The 13,668-nt window shown below is 60.8% G+C and carries 13 protein-coding genes and 1 pseudogene; 8 read left to right on the top strand and 6 right to left on the bottom strand.

Annotated elements, in window-relative coordinates; all coding sequences use genetic code 11:
* Nucleotides 1-128: 128 nt before the first annotated feature.
* The gene (locus ACIP66_RS06200; protein ID WP_400646342.1) at nucleotides 129-551 is read right to left on the bottom strand and encodes a helix-turn-helix domain-containing protein; all 423 of its coding nucleotides are present in this window, start codon (nucleotides 549-551) and stop codon (nucleotides 129-131) included.
* Nucleotides 552-763: 212 nt separating this feature from the next.
* Here ACIP66_RS06200 and ACIP66_RS06195 point away from each other — a divergent pair, with 212 nt between their 5' ends.
* From ACIP66_RS06195 to ycaC, 6 genes and pseudogenes are all read left to right on the top strand, one after another.
* Nucleotides 764-1,687, top strand: a complete 924-nt coding sequence (locus ACIP66_RS06195) for a LysR family transcriptional regulator (RefSeq protein ID WP_212549110.1) — start codon at nucleotides 764-766, stop codon at nucleotides 1,685-1,687.
* A 517-nt stretch (nucleotides 1,688-2,204) separates the two neighbouring features.
* Nucleotides 2,205-2,564 carry a DUF6124 family protein gene (locus tag ACIP66_RS06190; protein ID WP_400646340.1) on the top strand — a complete coding sequence of 120 codons (360 nt, stop codon included), beginning with the start codon at nucleotides 2,205-2,207 and terminating at the stop codon, nucleotides 2,562-2,564.
* Between the two features lie 280 nt (nucleotides 2,565-2,844).
* On the top strand, nucleotides 2,845-3,261 hold the full coding sequence (locus ACIP66_RS06185; RefSeq protein ID WP_159815775.1) for a DoxX family protein: 417 nt from the start codon (nucleotides 2,845-2,847) through the stop codon (nucleotides 3,259-3,261).
* Nucleotides 3,254-3,880, top strand: coding sequence for an antibiotic biosynthesis monooxygenase (locus ACIP66_RS06180; RefSeq protein WP_053119045.1), 627 nt, complete (start codon nucleotides 3,254-3,256; stop codon nucleotides 3,878-3,880). The genes ACIP66_RS06185 and ACIP66_RS06180 overlap by 8 nt, the downstream gene beginning before the upstream one ends.
* Nucleotides 3,881-3,923: 43 nt before the next feature.
* Complete coding sequence (locus ACIP66_RS06175) at nucleotides 3,924-5,762, top strand: amidohydrolase (protein ID WP_282354532.1); 1,839 nt, start codon at nucleotides 3,924-3,926, stop codon at nucleotides 5,760-5,762.
* A gap of 71 nt (nucleotides 5,763-5,833) precedes the next feature.
* Nucleotides 5,834-6,379 (top strand): annotated as a pseudogene (gene ycaC / locus ACIP66_RS06170) (isochorismate family cysteine hydrolase YcaC); the annotation flags it as partial.
* A 163-nt stretch (nucleotides 6,380-6,542) separates the two neighbouring features.
* Here the strand turns inward: ycaC and ACIP66_RS06165 are convergent.
* Nucleotides 6,543-7,970 (bottom strand): mechanosensitive ion channel domain-containing protein, encoded by a 1,428-nt coding sequence (locus ACIP66_RS06165; protein ID WP_400646335.1) that lies wholly within the window; start codon nucleotides 7,968-7,970, stop codon nucleotides 6,543-6,545.
* Nucleotides 7,971-8,078: 108 nt separating this feature from the next.
* Nucleotides 8,079-9,098 (bottom strand): alpha/beta hydrolase, encoded by a 1,020-nt coding sequence (locus ACIP66_RS06160; protein ID WP_400646394.1) that lies wholly within the window; start codon nucleotides 9,096-9,098, stop codon nucleotides 8,079-8,081.
* Nucleotides 9,099-9,332: 234 nt separating this feature from the next.
* Here ACIP66_RS06160 and ACIP66_RS06155 point away from each other — a divergent pair, with 234 nt between their 5' ends.
* Complete coding sequence (locus ACIP66_RS06155; protein WP_400646332.1) at nucleotides 9,333-10,232, top strand: LysR family transcriptional regulator; 900 nt, start codon at nucleotides 9,333-9,335, stop codon at nucleotides 10,230-10,232.
* Between the two features lie 200 nt (nucleotides 10,233-10,432).
* Here the strand turns inward: ACIP66_RS06155 and ACIP66_RS06150 are convergent, their stop codons facing one another.
* The 3 genes from ACIP66_RS06150 to gspG all read right to left on the bottom strand — a co-directional run bounded on the left by ACIP66_RS06150 (nucleotide 10,433) and on the right by gspG (nucleotide 12,695).
* The gene (locus tag ACIP66_RS06150; RefSeq protein ID WP_082341416.1) at nucleotides 10,433-10,990 is read right to left on the bottom strand and encodes a hypothetical protein; all 558 of its coding nucleotides are present in this window, start codon (nucleotides 10,988-10,990) and stop codon (nucleotides 10,433-10,435) included.
* A 74-nt stretch (nucleotides 10,991-11,064) separates the two neighbouring features.
* Nucleotides 11,065-12,252 (bottom strand): type II secretion system F family protein, encoded by a 1,188-nt coding sequence (locus ACIP66_RS06145; RefSeq protein WP_282357050.1) that lies wholly within the window; start codon nucleotides 12,250-12,252, stop codon nucleotides 11,065-11,067.
* Nucleotides 12,253-12,266: 14 nt separating this feature from the next.
* On the bottom strand, nucleotides 12,267-12,695 hold the full coding sequence (gspG, locus tag ACIP66_RS06140; RefSeq protein ID WP_053119057.1) for a type II secretion system major pseudopilin GspG: 429 nt from the start codon (nucleotides 12,693-12,695) through the stop codon (nucleotides 12,267-12,269).
* Between the two features lie 205 nt (nucleotides 12,696-12,900).
* Here gspG and ACIP66_RS06135 point away from each other — a divergent pair, with 205 nt between their 5' ends.
* Nucleotides 12,901-13,509: a lytic transglycosylase domain-containing protein gene (locus ACIP66_RS06135; RefSeq protein WP_053119059.1), complete on the top strand. Its 609-nt coding sequence runs from the start codon at nucleotides 12,901-12,903 to the stop codon at nucleotides 13,507-13,509.
* The last annotated feature ends 159 nt before the right edge of the window (nucleotides 13,510-13,668 follow it).

Here is a 13,668-nt window from a genome sequence, read left to right as displayed (position 1 = left end):
GGTGCTGCAGCGGACAGGTCGAAACAGCACTGGGCGGGCGCGCAGGGCGTCTGTTTCGCGGTGTCCGGGCATAATCCTCAGGTTTGAGCATCGGTGCAACGGCTGGTGTGAGTGGTGGGTTCAAAACTTCATGACAGTGGGCGAGGACTTCTTGGTTCACGCATGACCTGGCAGCGCCAGGCGAACGGGTTGATCCCTTCGCTGCGAGTAAAAATATGGCAGAAATGCGCCTGATCGCAGAAACCGCATTCCAGGCTGATTTGCGTCAGGCTCAGGTCGGTGTGCTGGATCAACAGTTTGGCGCGGGCGAGGCGTTGGCTGCGTATCCAGTCTTGTGGCGACACGCCGGTGCTGCACTTGAACGCCCGCGAAAAATGACTGCGCGACAGCGAGCACGCCTGCGCCAGTTCGGTGACTTCCAGACTTTCGCCGAGACGGTCGAGGATCAGTTGCTTGACCCGCCGCACCCGTTGCGGGCTGAGGCCACCGGTGCGTGGCACGACGGGTTCGCAGGCAGGGGCGAGGGCGACGGTTTGCAGAGAATGAGCCATGGCCAGGATCCGTGTCGGTGGGGAACGCACACTCGGCGCTTTCCCTCAGGTCAAAAAACAACGCTGCGCAGGCCATCGATTGTTGTGCGCGGGCTGACGGCTGACGAGTTAATCGTTGTTAATTCGCCTAACAGACCCGCGCTGCAAGGGCTGTTGATCGAGTAAAGTGCGTAGCACTTGCGTCTGGCTGGCCATACAAGGAAATCGAGCCCATGAACCGTAACGATCTGCGCCGCGTCGACATGAACTTGCTGGTGATATTCGAAGCACTGATGTTCGAAAAGAACCTGACCCGCGTGGCCGAAAAACTGTTCATGGGCCAACCCGCCGTCAGCGCCGCGTTAGGCCGTTTGCGCGATCTGTTCGATGATCCGTTGCTGCTGCGCAACGGTCGCGCCATGGAGCCGACGGCGCGCGCGCTCGATATTCTCAAAGAGCTGCAACCGGCCATGGACGTGATCTCCGGCGCCGTCAGCCGCGCCAAGGAATTCGAGCCAGCAAGCAGCTGCGATGTGTTTCGGATCGGCTTGTCGGACGACGCGGAATTTGGCCTGTTCCCGCCGTTGTTGCGTCAGCTTCAGGAAGAGGCACCGGGCATCGTCGTCGTGGTGCGCCGCGCCAACTACCTGCTGATGCCGGCGCTGCTGGCGTCCGGCGAAATCTCCGTCGGCGTCAGTTACACCACCGATCTGCCGGCCAACGCCAAACGCAAAAAACTCCGCGACATCCCCTGCAAAGTCCTGCGCGGCGACGACCGCCCAGGCCCGCTGACGCTCGACGAATACTGCGCACGCCCGCACGCGATGGTCTCGTTCTCCGGCGACTTGAGCGGCAACATCGACCTCGACCTGGCCAAACTCGGCCGCAGCCGCCGCGTCGTGCTCGGCGTGCCACAGTTCAGTGGTTTGCGCGCGTTGCTGGCGGGTACAGAAATGATCGCCACCGTGCCCGATTATGCGGCGTGTGCATTGGTTGAAGGCTGTGCGTTGCGTGCCGAAGACCCGCCGTTTCCGATTGATGCGGCGCAGTTGTCGATGGCGTGGAGCGGGGTGCATGACAACGATCCGGCGGAGAAGTGGTTGCGGTCGCGGATCAGTCAGTTCATGGCGGCGCCGCTGGATATCCCAACGGTCTGACTCCTTCCGCCGATCTCACAAACAACAAAAATCCCCCTGTAGGAGTGAGCCTGCTCGCGATAGCGTCAGTTCTGCCGATACCTGTATTGACTGAAACACCGCTATCGCGAGCAGGCTCACTCCTACATTTGTTGGGTGTGAGCCCGGCGTTGTGGGTGTTTTAAACACCGCTGTTTAAGCAACACCAGCAGACACTCTTTCAGGCTACACAACCTTGCGCCTTTGCCTACAGCTAAGACAGAATCCGCCGGCTTGTGCGCTTGTGGCCCGGTCTCTATCGTTTGGCGGTCGCTGAAATATTCAGCGATCGGGTTTAGCGACTCGGATCAAAAAAGTGCATCAACGCTCCATGCTTCGTTGCGGGCTATCGTCTGCACCTCGCTATGGCGGCTGTATGCGGGAGACCTCCGGGTCTACCGGGTTGCCTTTTTTCCGGTTCGCTAACCTGCATACGGTCGCCACCCATCCTGTTTAGCGACTGGACGTGGTGATCCCTGCGCTAAAAAGGAGATTCACCATGTTCAAAGTCACCCCCAACCCACCAGACATCGACCCCACATCCCCCTACGCATCCATCGATTCCAGAAAACTCCACCAAGCCGCCGACCGCGCTCTCGACCATTACCTTTGCCCACCCGGCTCTACGCCGCCTCCACGTAAAACCCGTGGGATGTACGCCGTCACCGCCGACACCAAAAACGAAGATCTACTGACCGACGCCAGCGAAACCCGCGCCTCGGCCAAAACCATTGCCCAAGACGTCGCCCACCTTTTGCCCGCAGCGCAGCGCCGGGCGTTGTTGGGAATTGCGCAGTTGATCATGCTCGGCGAGCTCGCGGTGAATCGGGTGCTGGATAACCTCAATCCACCTGCCTGAACATGATCGTTCCCACGCTCTGCGTGGGAATGCCTCAACGGACGCTCCGCGTTCGGCCCTGGAAGGGACGCGGAGCGTCCCGGGCTGCATTCCCACGCAGAGCGTGGGAACGATCAAGTATTTTTCGACTGGCCCGACGCCTTCGCGAGCAAGCCCGCTCCCACAGGGTTTTGTGGTGTGCTGAATATCTCGGCACGCTGGTGAACTGAGCACACCCGTTCAATTTTTCCCTTCCCGGCATCGGCATTATTCAGGTCGATGAAGTTTCCAGGATGGGGTCATGAACGCTTTGCAACGCGATGAACGGGCGCGCGACGTCGGTTTGCTGTTTCTGCGGGTCAGCGGCGGGTTGTTTTTGCTGTGGGTACACGGCTTGCCCAAGCTGCTGGATTTCAGCGCGCAATTGCAGCTGATCGAAGATCCGTTCCACCTCGGTTCGCACCTCACCCTGATGCTGGCGATCTTCGCCGAAGTCGTCTGCCCGCTACTGATCGTCGCCGGGGTACTGGCGCGATTGGCCTGCGTGCCTATTCTCTTTGTTCTGCTGGTGGCGTTGTTGGTCGTGCATCCGCAATGGAGTGTGGCCGAGGGGCAGTTCGGCTGGTTGCTGTTGATCCTGTTTGCCACTGTGTTTATCGCCGGGCCGGGACGGCTGGCGCTCAATGTCCGTTTGCCCGGAGTGCTGCGTTATGCCTGAAGTCCTGAGTCCAAAAGCACCGGGGTCTGATGAGACCGTGACGCTGATCGTCAAGCACCGGGTCAAGGCCGGGTTTGAGGCGGCGTATGAAGCCTGGCTGCGCAATATCGTGCGGGTCGCGGGCCAGCGGGAAGGGCACTTGGGGGTTGATGTGGTGCGCGGGAAACGTGCCGGTCTCGACTTCTACACCTGCGTGCTGCGCTTTTGCTCCACCGACGCGATGCAATCGTGGCTGGAATCGCCGCAGCGTCAGGCGCTGGTCGATGAAGCTGCGCCGATGCTTGCCGATGGCGACCAGACCGAAGTCGCGCCGGTCAACGAGTTCTGGTTCTCGCCGCTGGCCGAAGCCGCTTCGCCACCGCCGCGCTGGAAACAAGCAGTGATCACGCTGCTGGTGATTCTGCCGCACACCTTGCTGGTGCCGCTGATCTGGGGGCCGCTGCTCAGATTGCATCCGCTGCTTTCCAACTACGTGGTCGCCACGTTCCTGATCACTCTGACCATCGTCGTGTCGGTGGTGTACGTGTTCATGCCGCGCGTCACGCGCTTGTTCGCGCCGTGGCTCGAAGCCAGTCAGGCCCATGAACACCTCGATTCCCAAGAAACCTCGCCACGCTGAGCGCGCGGGGTTTGCTTCTTTTTACTTTGCTTGAGGAACTGCGATGAGCGCCGATCTGATTCTGTTCAATGGCCAATTTCATACCGTAGACCGCACCAAACCGCTGGCCAGTGCCGTGGCGATTACCGATGGCCGTTTCGTGGTCGTCGGCAACGACAACCAGGCCATGGCCCTGCGCGGGCCGAACACGCAAGTGGTCGATATGCACGGCCGCTGCGTGATCCCCGGACTCAACGACTCGCACTTGCACCTGATCCGTGGCGGTTTGAACTACAACCTCGAACTGCGCTGGGAAGGCGTGCCGTCGCTGGCCGATGCGCTGCGCATGCTCAAGGATCAGGCTGACCGCACGCCGACCCCGCAATGGGTGCGCGTGGTCGGTGGCTGGAACGAATTCCAGTTCGCCGAAAAACGCATGCCGACCCTCGAAGAAATCAACCAGGCCGCGCCGGACACCCCGGTGTTCATCCTGCATTTGTATGACCGCGCGCTGCTCAACCGCGCCGCGCTGCGTGTCGCCGGTTACACCCGCGACACGCCGAACCCACCGGGTGGCGAGATCGTTCGCGACAGCAATGGCAACCCGACCGGCATGCTGGTCGCGCGGCCGAACGCGATGATTCTCTACTCGACGCTGGCCAAAGGGCCGAAGCTGCCACTGGAGTATCAGGTCAATTCGACCCGCCAGTTCATGCGCGAACTCAATCGCCTCGGCCTGACCAGCGCGATCGATGCTGGCGGCGGTTTCCAGAACTACCCGGACGATTATCAAGTCATCGAGCAACTGGCCAAAGACGACCAGTTGACCGTGCGCATCGCCTACAACCTGTTCACCCAGAAACCGAAAGAAGAACTGAGCGATTTCCAGAACTGGACTGGCAGCGTCAAGTTGCATCAGGGCGACGACTACCTGCGCCACAACGGCGCCGGCGAAATGCTGGTGTTCTCCGCAGCGGACTTCGAAGACTTCCTCGAGCCGCGGCCGGATCTGCCGCAGACCATGGAAGAAGAGTTGGAACCGGTGGTGCGCCACCTGGTTGAACAGCGCTGGCCGTTCCGTTTGCACGCGACGTACAACGAATCGATCAGCCGCATGCTCGACGTGTTCGAGAAGGTCAATCGCGACATTCCTTTCAACGGTTTGCCATGGTTCTTCGACCACGCGGAAACCATCACCCCGCAGAACATCGAGCGGGTGAAAGCGCTGGGCGGCGGCATTGCGATTCAGGATCGCATGGCGTTTCAGGGCGAATATTTCGTCGACCGTTATGGCAAGCAAGCCGCCGAAGCGACCCCACCGATCAAACGCATGCTTGCCGAAGGTGTGCCGGTTGGCGCGGGTACCGATGCGACGCGGGTTTCCAGCTACAACCCGTGGACGTCGCTGTACTGGATGGTCAGCGGCCGCACCGTCGGCGGGCTGGCGCTGTACGAAGAAGGTCTGCCGCGCACCACCGCGCTGGAACTGTTCACCCACGGCAGCGCCTGGTTCTCCTCGGAGCAGGGCAAGAAAGGCCAGATCAAGGTCGGGCAACTGGCGGATCTGGCAGCGCTGAGCGCGGACTTTTTCCATGTCGAGGAAGAAGCGATCAAGTGGATCGAATCGGTACTGACCGTGGTTGGCGGCAAGATTGTTTACGCCGCTGGTGACTTTGAAGACCTCGGGCCGCGCTCGATTCCGGTGCTGCCGGACTGGTCGCCGGTGGTCAAAGTCCCGGGCCACTGGCGGCCGAACTCGCCGTTGCAGGCGCAGGTTCACCAGTGCAGCGGCCCTTGCGCCGTACACACCCACAGCCATGAAAAGGCGCGGATGTCGAACGCGCCGGTCAGCGACTTCGCCGGGTTCTGGGGCGCGTTCGGCTGCTCCTGCTTCGCTTTCTGATTCTCCCCCAAAGCGCCGGCCGACCGGTCGGCGCTTCACGCTTCATCCATCCGTCCATCAGGAGTTTTCCCATGAGCGTTCCTTACACACGTCTGAACAAAGATGATGCGGTTGTATTGTTGGTCGATCACCAGACCGGCCTGATCTCGCTGGTACAGGATTTCACCCCGAACGAATTCAAGAACAACGTGCTGGCGCTGGGCGACATTGCCAAGTTCTTCAAACTGCCAACCATCCTCACCACCAGTTTCGACGCCGGCCCGAACGGCCCGATCGTGCCTGAACTGCGCGAGCAGTTTCCGGATGCGCCGTTCATTCAGCGTCCGGGGCAGATCAATGCGTGGGACAACGAAGACTTCGTCAAAGCGATCAAGGCGACCGGTCGCAAGCAACTGATCATCGCGGGTGTGGTGACGGATGTATGCGTGGCGTTCCCGACCTTGTCGGCCATTGCTGAAGGGTACGAAGTGTTTGTGGTGACTGACTCGTCGGGCACATTCAACACCACCGTGCAGCAGGCGGCGTGGGCGCGGATGTCGGCGGCGGGTGCCCACCTGTTGAACTGGTTCTCGGTGGCGTGCGAGCTGCAGGGTGACTGGCGCAACGATATGGAAGGTTAGGCGCACTTGCTGTCGGAGCGTCTGCCGAACTATCGCAATTTGATTAACAGCTATACCAAGTTCACCGCCAAGTAAGATCAAAAGATCGCAGCCTGCGGCAGCTCCTACAGGGGGATCGCATTCCAATGTAGGAGCTGCCGCAGGCTGCGATCTTTTGCTTTCAACGCTTTTGAAGCCACCCCAAAAACCCGCCTTTCCGCACCGCCACCGGTTTAGCCATCAACGCGAGGCGACTGTTCTGTTGACGTACCGCCTGCAATTTATTCAACGCCCGACCCACCTCCGTGCGCTGTTCCATGCACTGACGAGTGAGGTTCTTGTCGAGTCGGTAAATGATGCTCGACGTCAGCGCGGTAAACGTAGCCTGCGACGGCGTATCAGCCAGAATACTCTGCTCACCCATGACCTCACTCGGCCCCATGCGCCCGGCTTCAGTCTGCTCATTACCATCCGGCACCGTCGCACTGACCACGCCCGTGGCAATCACGAACAGACTGTCCGGTACTTCATCCAGCCCCAGCACCACCTGGCCTGCTGTGTACTGCTGAGCGACCATCGATTCGGCGAGGCGATCACGTTCTTCGCTGCTCAGCGAACGGAAGATTTTCACTTCATCAAGCAGCGCACGTGCGCGGGTCAACGGTTCGATCACGCCGTCCGGATGCCGCGAAATCCCTGCCGCTTCGAGATGCCGGTGGGCGAGGTCGAACAGTTGATTACGCACTTCGCCTTTCTTGCCCAACTCGGCAATGAAACCGCTGGCGACGTATTCCGACATGGTTTCGCCGGCCTCTTTCAGCACGGCTTTTGGCGCCGGACTCAGCAACAGCGAGCTGCTGCCTTGCAGCGTACGATCCAGTGCATCGAGCACCCGGCGCGGACGAATGTGATTGGGCACCTGAATGCTGATCGACACGCCGTGCATGTTGTTCGGGCGGCTGAGGTTGACGATCTTCGCCTTCGCCGCCACCGAGTTGGGCACTACGGCCATGGTGCCGGCGCTGGTCAGCAGATGCGTGGCACGCCAGTCGATGTCGAAGACCTTGCCTTCGACGCCATCGATCATCACCAGATCATCGACCTGATAAGGCTTGGTGGTGTTGAGGACGATCCCGGAAAACACATCGGCCAAGGTACTTTGCAGCGCCAGACCGACGACGATAGCGACGACGCCGGAGGTCGCCAGCAAACCTTTGACCGGCAGTTCCAGCACGTAACCGGCGGCGGCAACGATGGCCACGAGAAACACCAGTGCGCCGATCACGTCTTGCAGCAAACGACCGCTGTGACCGATGCGACGCATCAGCGCCAGGCCGATCACTTCCGTCAAAACTCGCGCGGCGTACAACCACCAGAGAATCCCCAACGCCGTTGCACCCAGTTGCGCGACGCGGTCATCGGCGAACAGCGGTGCTTGCAGCGGGCTGACACCGGCATTGATCACCAGCGCGGTGAAGGCCAGAAACAGCGCCAACCGCACAGCCACTCTTGGCGCGCGATGGGTGAAAGGCGTGAAGTGCCAGAGCACCGCGTCGAGCAGCAGCAAGGCGGCGCTGAGGGACAGCAGGTGGGTGTAGAAGAATGTCATGACCGAAACTCCGCGGTGCCTGCCAGTAAAAAGATCGCAGCCTGCGGCAGCTCCTACAGAAGATTGCATTCCAATGTAGGAGCTGCCGCAGGCTGCGATCTTTTGTTTTTAAGGATTCAAATGAGTCTTCAGCTCAGCCGCCGCCTGACGCACCGCCGCTTTCACCTCAGGAATCTGGCTCAGCGGGTTGAGCAAACCAAAGTCATGAATCATCCCGTTGTAGCGCACCGAGGTCACCGCCACGCCGGCCGCATCGAGGTGACGCGCATAGCCTTCACCTTCGTCACGCAGCACGTCGAATTCGGCGGTCTGCACCAGTGCAGCAGGCAAGCCTTTGAGCTGTTCGACGCTGGCGTTCAGTGGCGAAGCATGGATCTGCGCGCGCTCGGCGGGGTTGGTGGTGTAGTTGTCCCAGAACCACTGCATCATGCCTTTGGTGAGGAAATGGCCCTCGGCAAATTGCTGGTACGAACCGTCGTCAAACTGCGCGTTGGTCACCGGCCACATCAACAGCTGGAAGCGCAGTGCCGGGGTTTTCTGTTCCTTGGCCATCAACGCCACAACCGCCGCCATGTTGCCGCCGACGCTGTTGCCGGCCACCGCCAGACGCTTGCCGTCGACACCGATGTCCTTGCCGTGCTCAGCCACCCATTTCGTCGCGGCGTAAGCCTGGTTGATCGCCGTCGGGTACTGCGCTTCCGGCGACGGCGTGTAATCGACGTACACCGCGACAGCGCCCGAGCCCACCACCAAGTCACGAATCAAGCGCTGGTGCGTCGGGTAATCACCGAGCACCCAGCCGCCACCGTGGAAGAACATGAACACCGGCAACTCGCCTTTGACCTTGGCCGGACGCACCACTTTCAGGTTGATCGTCTGGCCGTCGACCTTGATCGCCTTGTCGCTGACTTCAACACCGGACAAGTCCACCTTCACCGAAGCCTGCGCACCGGTCAGCACCGCACGGGCGTCTTTCGGGCTGAGTTGCTCCAGCGGTTTGCCACCACCAGCGGCGAGGGCGTTGAGGAACGCTTGGGTGTTGTGTTCGACACCGGAGGTTTCGGCGGCGAACGCGTTGCCGATGGACAGGGCGAGGAGGGAAGCGGCGAGGGTCTGTTTAATGTTCATGTTCATGTTCAATTCCATTTTCGAATGTGTGATGTAGGAGCTGCCGCAGGCTGCGATCTTTTGATCCTGTTTTTGCCTTTTACCCGCGTCACCGCAGATCAAGATCAAAAGATCGCAGCCTGCGGCAGCTCCTACGTGTTCAGGGTTGTTTTCAAACCGTGAGCACAGATTAATGAGCTGCTCGAAAGTGAAAAAGCGGCTATAAAGCGTTTAACTGTCCACCAGAGAGTGACAATGAACCCCTTCGAAGACATGCGTATTTTTTGCCAGGTCATGGACTCCGGCAGCTTCACCGCCGCGGCCGATCAGTTGGGCTTGTCCAAGCAGTTCGTCAGCCGTCGCTTGATGCAGTTGGAGGAGCGCCTCGGCGTGCGATTGTTGAATCGCTCGACCCGACGCCTCGACGTCACCCCGCTGGGCCAGAGCTACTACGAATCGGCCTTGCGCCTGTTGGGCGAAGTCGAACAGGTCGAGCATGGCATCGCCGGGCAGACCGCCGAGCCGCGTGGGACGATTCGCGTGAGCGCGCCGCTGTCGTTTGCCGTCGCGCACCTCGGTTGTCTGCTGCCGATGTTTTTGCAGCGCTATCGCGAAGTTACCGTTGAAGTGGACTTGAGCGATCGTCCGGTAGACCTGTTGGGTGAGGGCTACGATCTGGCCTTGCGCATTGGCGTGCTGGAGGACTCGACGCTGATCGCCCGGCGCATTGCGTCGATCGAGCGGGTGTACTGCGCCAGTCCGGCGTATCTGGCCGAACGCGGTACGCCGCTCGAACCGGAAGACTTGCACAGCCATGATTGCCTTCCTTATGGCCATGGTCGCTCGGTGCAATGGCGTTTCAATGCCGGGCAGGGCAAGCCGCTGCTGGTCAATGTCACCGGGCGCATGCGGGTGAACAACGGCGAGTTGCTCAGGGATGCGGCGGTGCAGGGGATGGGGATTACCTATTTGCCGACGTTTATTGTCGGCGCGGCGCTGAAGGATGGCCGGCTGGTGCCGGTGCTGGATGATCTGCGTCCGGAACCGCTGACGTTGTCGGCGGTGTACCCGCAGCATCGGCAGGCCTCACGCCCGGTGCAGGCGTTGGTCGAATTCCTGCGCGAACGCCTGAACCAGAACAACGTCGCCCTCTGATCCTTACGCAGATCAAAACTGTAGGAGTGAGCCTGCTCGCGATAGCGTTCGGTCTGTCACAGCTTCAGTGTCTGAATGACCGCTATCGCGAGCAGGCTCACTCCTACAATTGATGGTGGTCGTCTGCGTAATCGGCGTACACCACAAAACCCTGTGGGAGCGAGCAAGCCCCACACAGGAATTGCGGTGGGCTCTAGAGGTCAGTTGGCGCGCTTGTCATCGCCCGGCTCGCCGCCGACGTGCACGCCGCGATCATCCCCCGGTTCGCCCGCTGCATGCAGGCCTCGGTCATCGCCGACTTCTCCGGCGCGATGGACGCCATGATCGTCGCCGACTTCACCCGCCCGGTGAACACCGTGATCATCGCCCGGTTCGGCGTGGGTGCCGTTGCGGCCGGAGGATGACGCGGAATTGCCCGAGTGTCCGGAGCCTTGGCCGCTGCCGCTGTGACCACTGCCGCCCTCACCGTGGCCACTTCCACCATTGCCACTGCCGCCATGACCGCCACCATTTCCACCGCCACCGCCACCGCCACCGCCACCGCCACCGCCACCGCCACTGCCTCCATGCCCACCCCCGTTTCCACCGCCGCTACCGCCACCCCCTCCGCCATGTCCGCCGCCGTTCCCTCCACCACCACTCCCACCTTCCTTGGCCTGAACACTGGAAACCCCCGACAAACTGTCCGGAATCAGTACCGTGGACGCCGACAGAACTGCGCCGATGGCCATTGCGAGCACGAGCTTTTTAATGTGCATATCGTTCTCCGTCTTTGTGGTCTTGTTGGGAACGTGAGAGTGCGTTGTTGCAGGGATTCGACCCGTTCCCGGGGTCAGTGAATACTCGACGCCAGTTCGAAAATCGGGATGTACATCAGGATCACGATGACCCCGATCAGCAGGCCGATAAACGTCATCAGCAGCGGCTCGAACAACTTCACGAACCACTCCAGCCAGCGGCTGATTTCCTCATCGTAGAAGTCGGCGCTGCGTTCCATCATCTGCCCGAGGTTGCCGGACTGTTCGCCGGCGCGGAGCAGGCGCAGGGACACCGGTGTCACCAGGTGATTGAGCTCCAGCGCGGTAGACAACGATTGCCCCTCGCGCACCCGCTCGCAAGCCTGATCGAGCCGCGTTCGTGAGGCCACAGTCAGCAGGCCGCGCACCATGCTCATGGCGGTCACCAGCGGAATACCGCCTTGCAGCAGAATCCCCAGCGAACGATAAAACCGCGCCAGCTCGTACATGAAAATTCGCTGATGCACCGCCGGCAGTTTCTCCACCAGCCGATCCAGCCCACGACGAAACGCCGGTTGTTTTTGCAGGACGGCGAGGGCGATGACAATCGCCGCCAGCGCACCGAAAAATTCCGCCTGATGCGCATGCAGAAACATGCCGCTGCTCATCAAGACCTGCGACAGCCACGGCAGGTTATTGCCCAACCCTTCAAACACCAGGCTGAAGCGCGGCACCACGTAACCCATCAAAAACAACACCACGCCGCCGCCGACCACCAACAACAGCATCGGGTAGATCGACGCGCTGATGATCTTCTGCCGCACCTCGTCCATGCGCTGGCGATAGCTGACGTAGCGGCCCAGCGCATCGCCGACCGCGCCGGTCTTCTCGCTGGACTGTACCAGCGCCACGTACAGCGGCGGGAACACCGCCGACAACTGGCCCAACGCCTGCGAAAACGATTTGCCCTCGTAGAGCAGGCGCACCAGCTCACTCAAGGTTTTCCGGGCAGCGGGGGCGGATTCTTTTTCGGCGAGGCTTTCCAGCGCATCAATCAACGGCAGGCCGGCGTTGAGCAGCGTGGTCAGTTCCTGGCTGAACAGCACCAGATTGAAGGTCTCGCGCTGACGCAATCGCAGCGAACGCCAATGCTTGTCGGCGTGCGAACTGAGCACGCGCAGACCCTGATCCTCGGCAATCCGTCGCGCTTCGCTGTCGCCCGCTGCCTCGACGCTCAAGGAAACCACGCCAGCCTTGCCGACCGCTTTCAAATGAAATCGCATGGGCCGCGCTCCGCTCACTGCCAATTGGTCACTTCAGCGTTTTCGCCTTCGCCACCGGGCTGGCCGTCCTTGCCCATCGACAGCAAGTCGTACTCGCTGTTTTCGCCGGGATAGCGATAGGCGTAACTACGCCCCCACGGATCCTGCGGCAGCTTTTTTTGCAAGTACGGGCCGGTCCATTTCGCCTCGTCACTCGGGGCGGTGACCAAGGCCTGCAAGCCCTGCTCGGTGGACGGGTAGTGACCGACTTCCAGTCGATACAAGTCGAGTGCTTTGCTCAGCCCTTCGATCTGCGCTTTGGCCACTTTCACTTCCGAGCGACCGAGTTGAGCGAAGTATTTCGGCGCGACGATCCCGGCCAACAGACCGAGCACCACCAGCACCACCAGCAATTCGAGCAGGGTAAAACCGCGTTGGCCACGCGGACGAAATTGCAGCTTCATGATGACCTCCCGTGAGTGGCAGCCGTGTCGCCTTAAGGGCTTATGCAATTGCCATGCTCAGCCCCACCGAAAACTGGTCGACACGCCGAAACCCTTGTAATTCGGGCCTTGCAAGAGTCGGCACAGTGCTTGCGTATGGCTGAAACGTGATCGGCCATTGGGGCATTTCCCCCAATTTATCGGGGTCGATCCGGGGAGGCCCGACATGAAATTTCTCGCCAGCGGATTGCTCGGTTGTGTGCTGCTCAGCGGCGCCGCGCAGGCCGATGTGTTCATCTCGGTGGACGCCAAGGGCAGCTATGTACTGTCCAACGTTCACCGGCCCGGACGCACCTACGAACGGGTGATCCACGAGGCTGAAATGCCTGTGGCCAGCCTCGATCAACAGCCGCAAATGATCGCCAATCAGCCCTACGCAGAACTGGTGTCGGCAGCCGCCAAAGTCAACCAGTTACCCGAAGCGTTGCTGCACGCGGTGATCAACGCCGAGTCGCATTACAACCCCGGCGCGACCTCACCCAAAGGCGCCGGGGGGCTCATGCAATTGATGCCCGACACCGCGCGCGAACTGGGTGTGACCGACGTCTACGACCCCAAGGCAAACATCCAGGGCGGAGCGAAATACCTCAAGCGTTTGATGACCCTCTTCGACAACGACATCGCCCTCGCCGTGGCGGCCTACAACGCCGGGCCCGACGCGGTGCTCAGCCGTGGCCGGGTGATCCCGCCGTTCGCCGAAACCCAACGTTATGTACCGAATGTGTTGCGCCAGTACCGACGTTTGCAGGGCCTGGCGATGGACGCCCCGCTGTGACCCCAACCCGGTTTTCCCCACTTTCGGGGCAAACCCGGCAGCCCCGAAAAGTGGGGCAAAGCGGTGGGGAATATGCCCCGGATTCTCAAGTCGCTGCAGTAACCGATTGAACGGTAAACGAATTTTTTGTGGCACGCGGATTGCTCCGAGGCAATTGTC

Origin of the sequence: Pseudomonas sp. NPDC088429 (genome assembly GCF_044753305.1) — a bacterium.
Classification (GTDB): domain Bacteria; phylum Pseudomonadota; class Gammaproteobacteria; order Pseudomonadales; family Pseudomonadaceae; genus Aquipseudomonas; species Aquipseudomonas rustica.
Note: the sequence above shows the minus strand (reverse complement) of the source record. Positions and strands in the feature narration are given on the sequence as shown.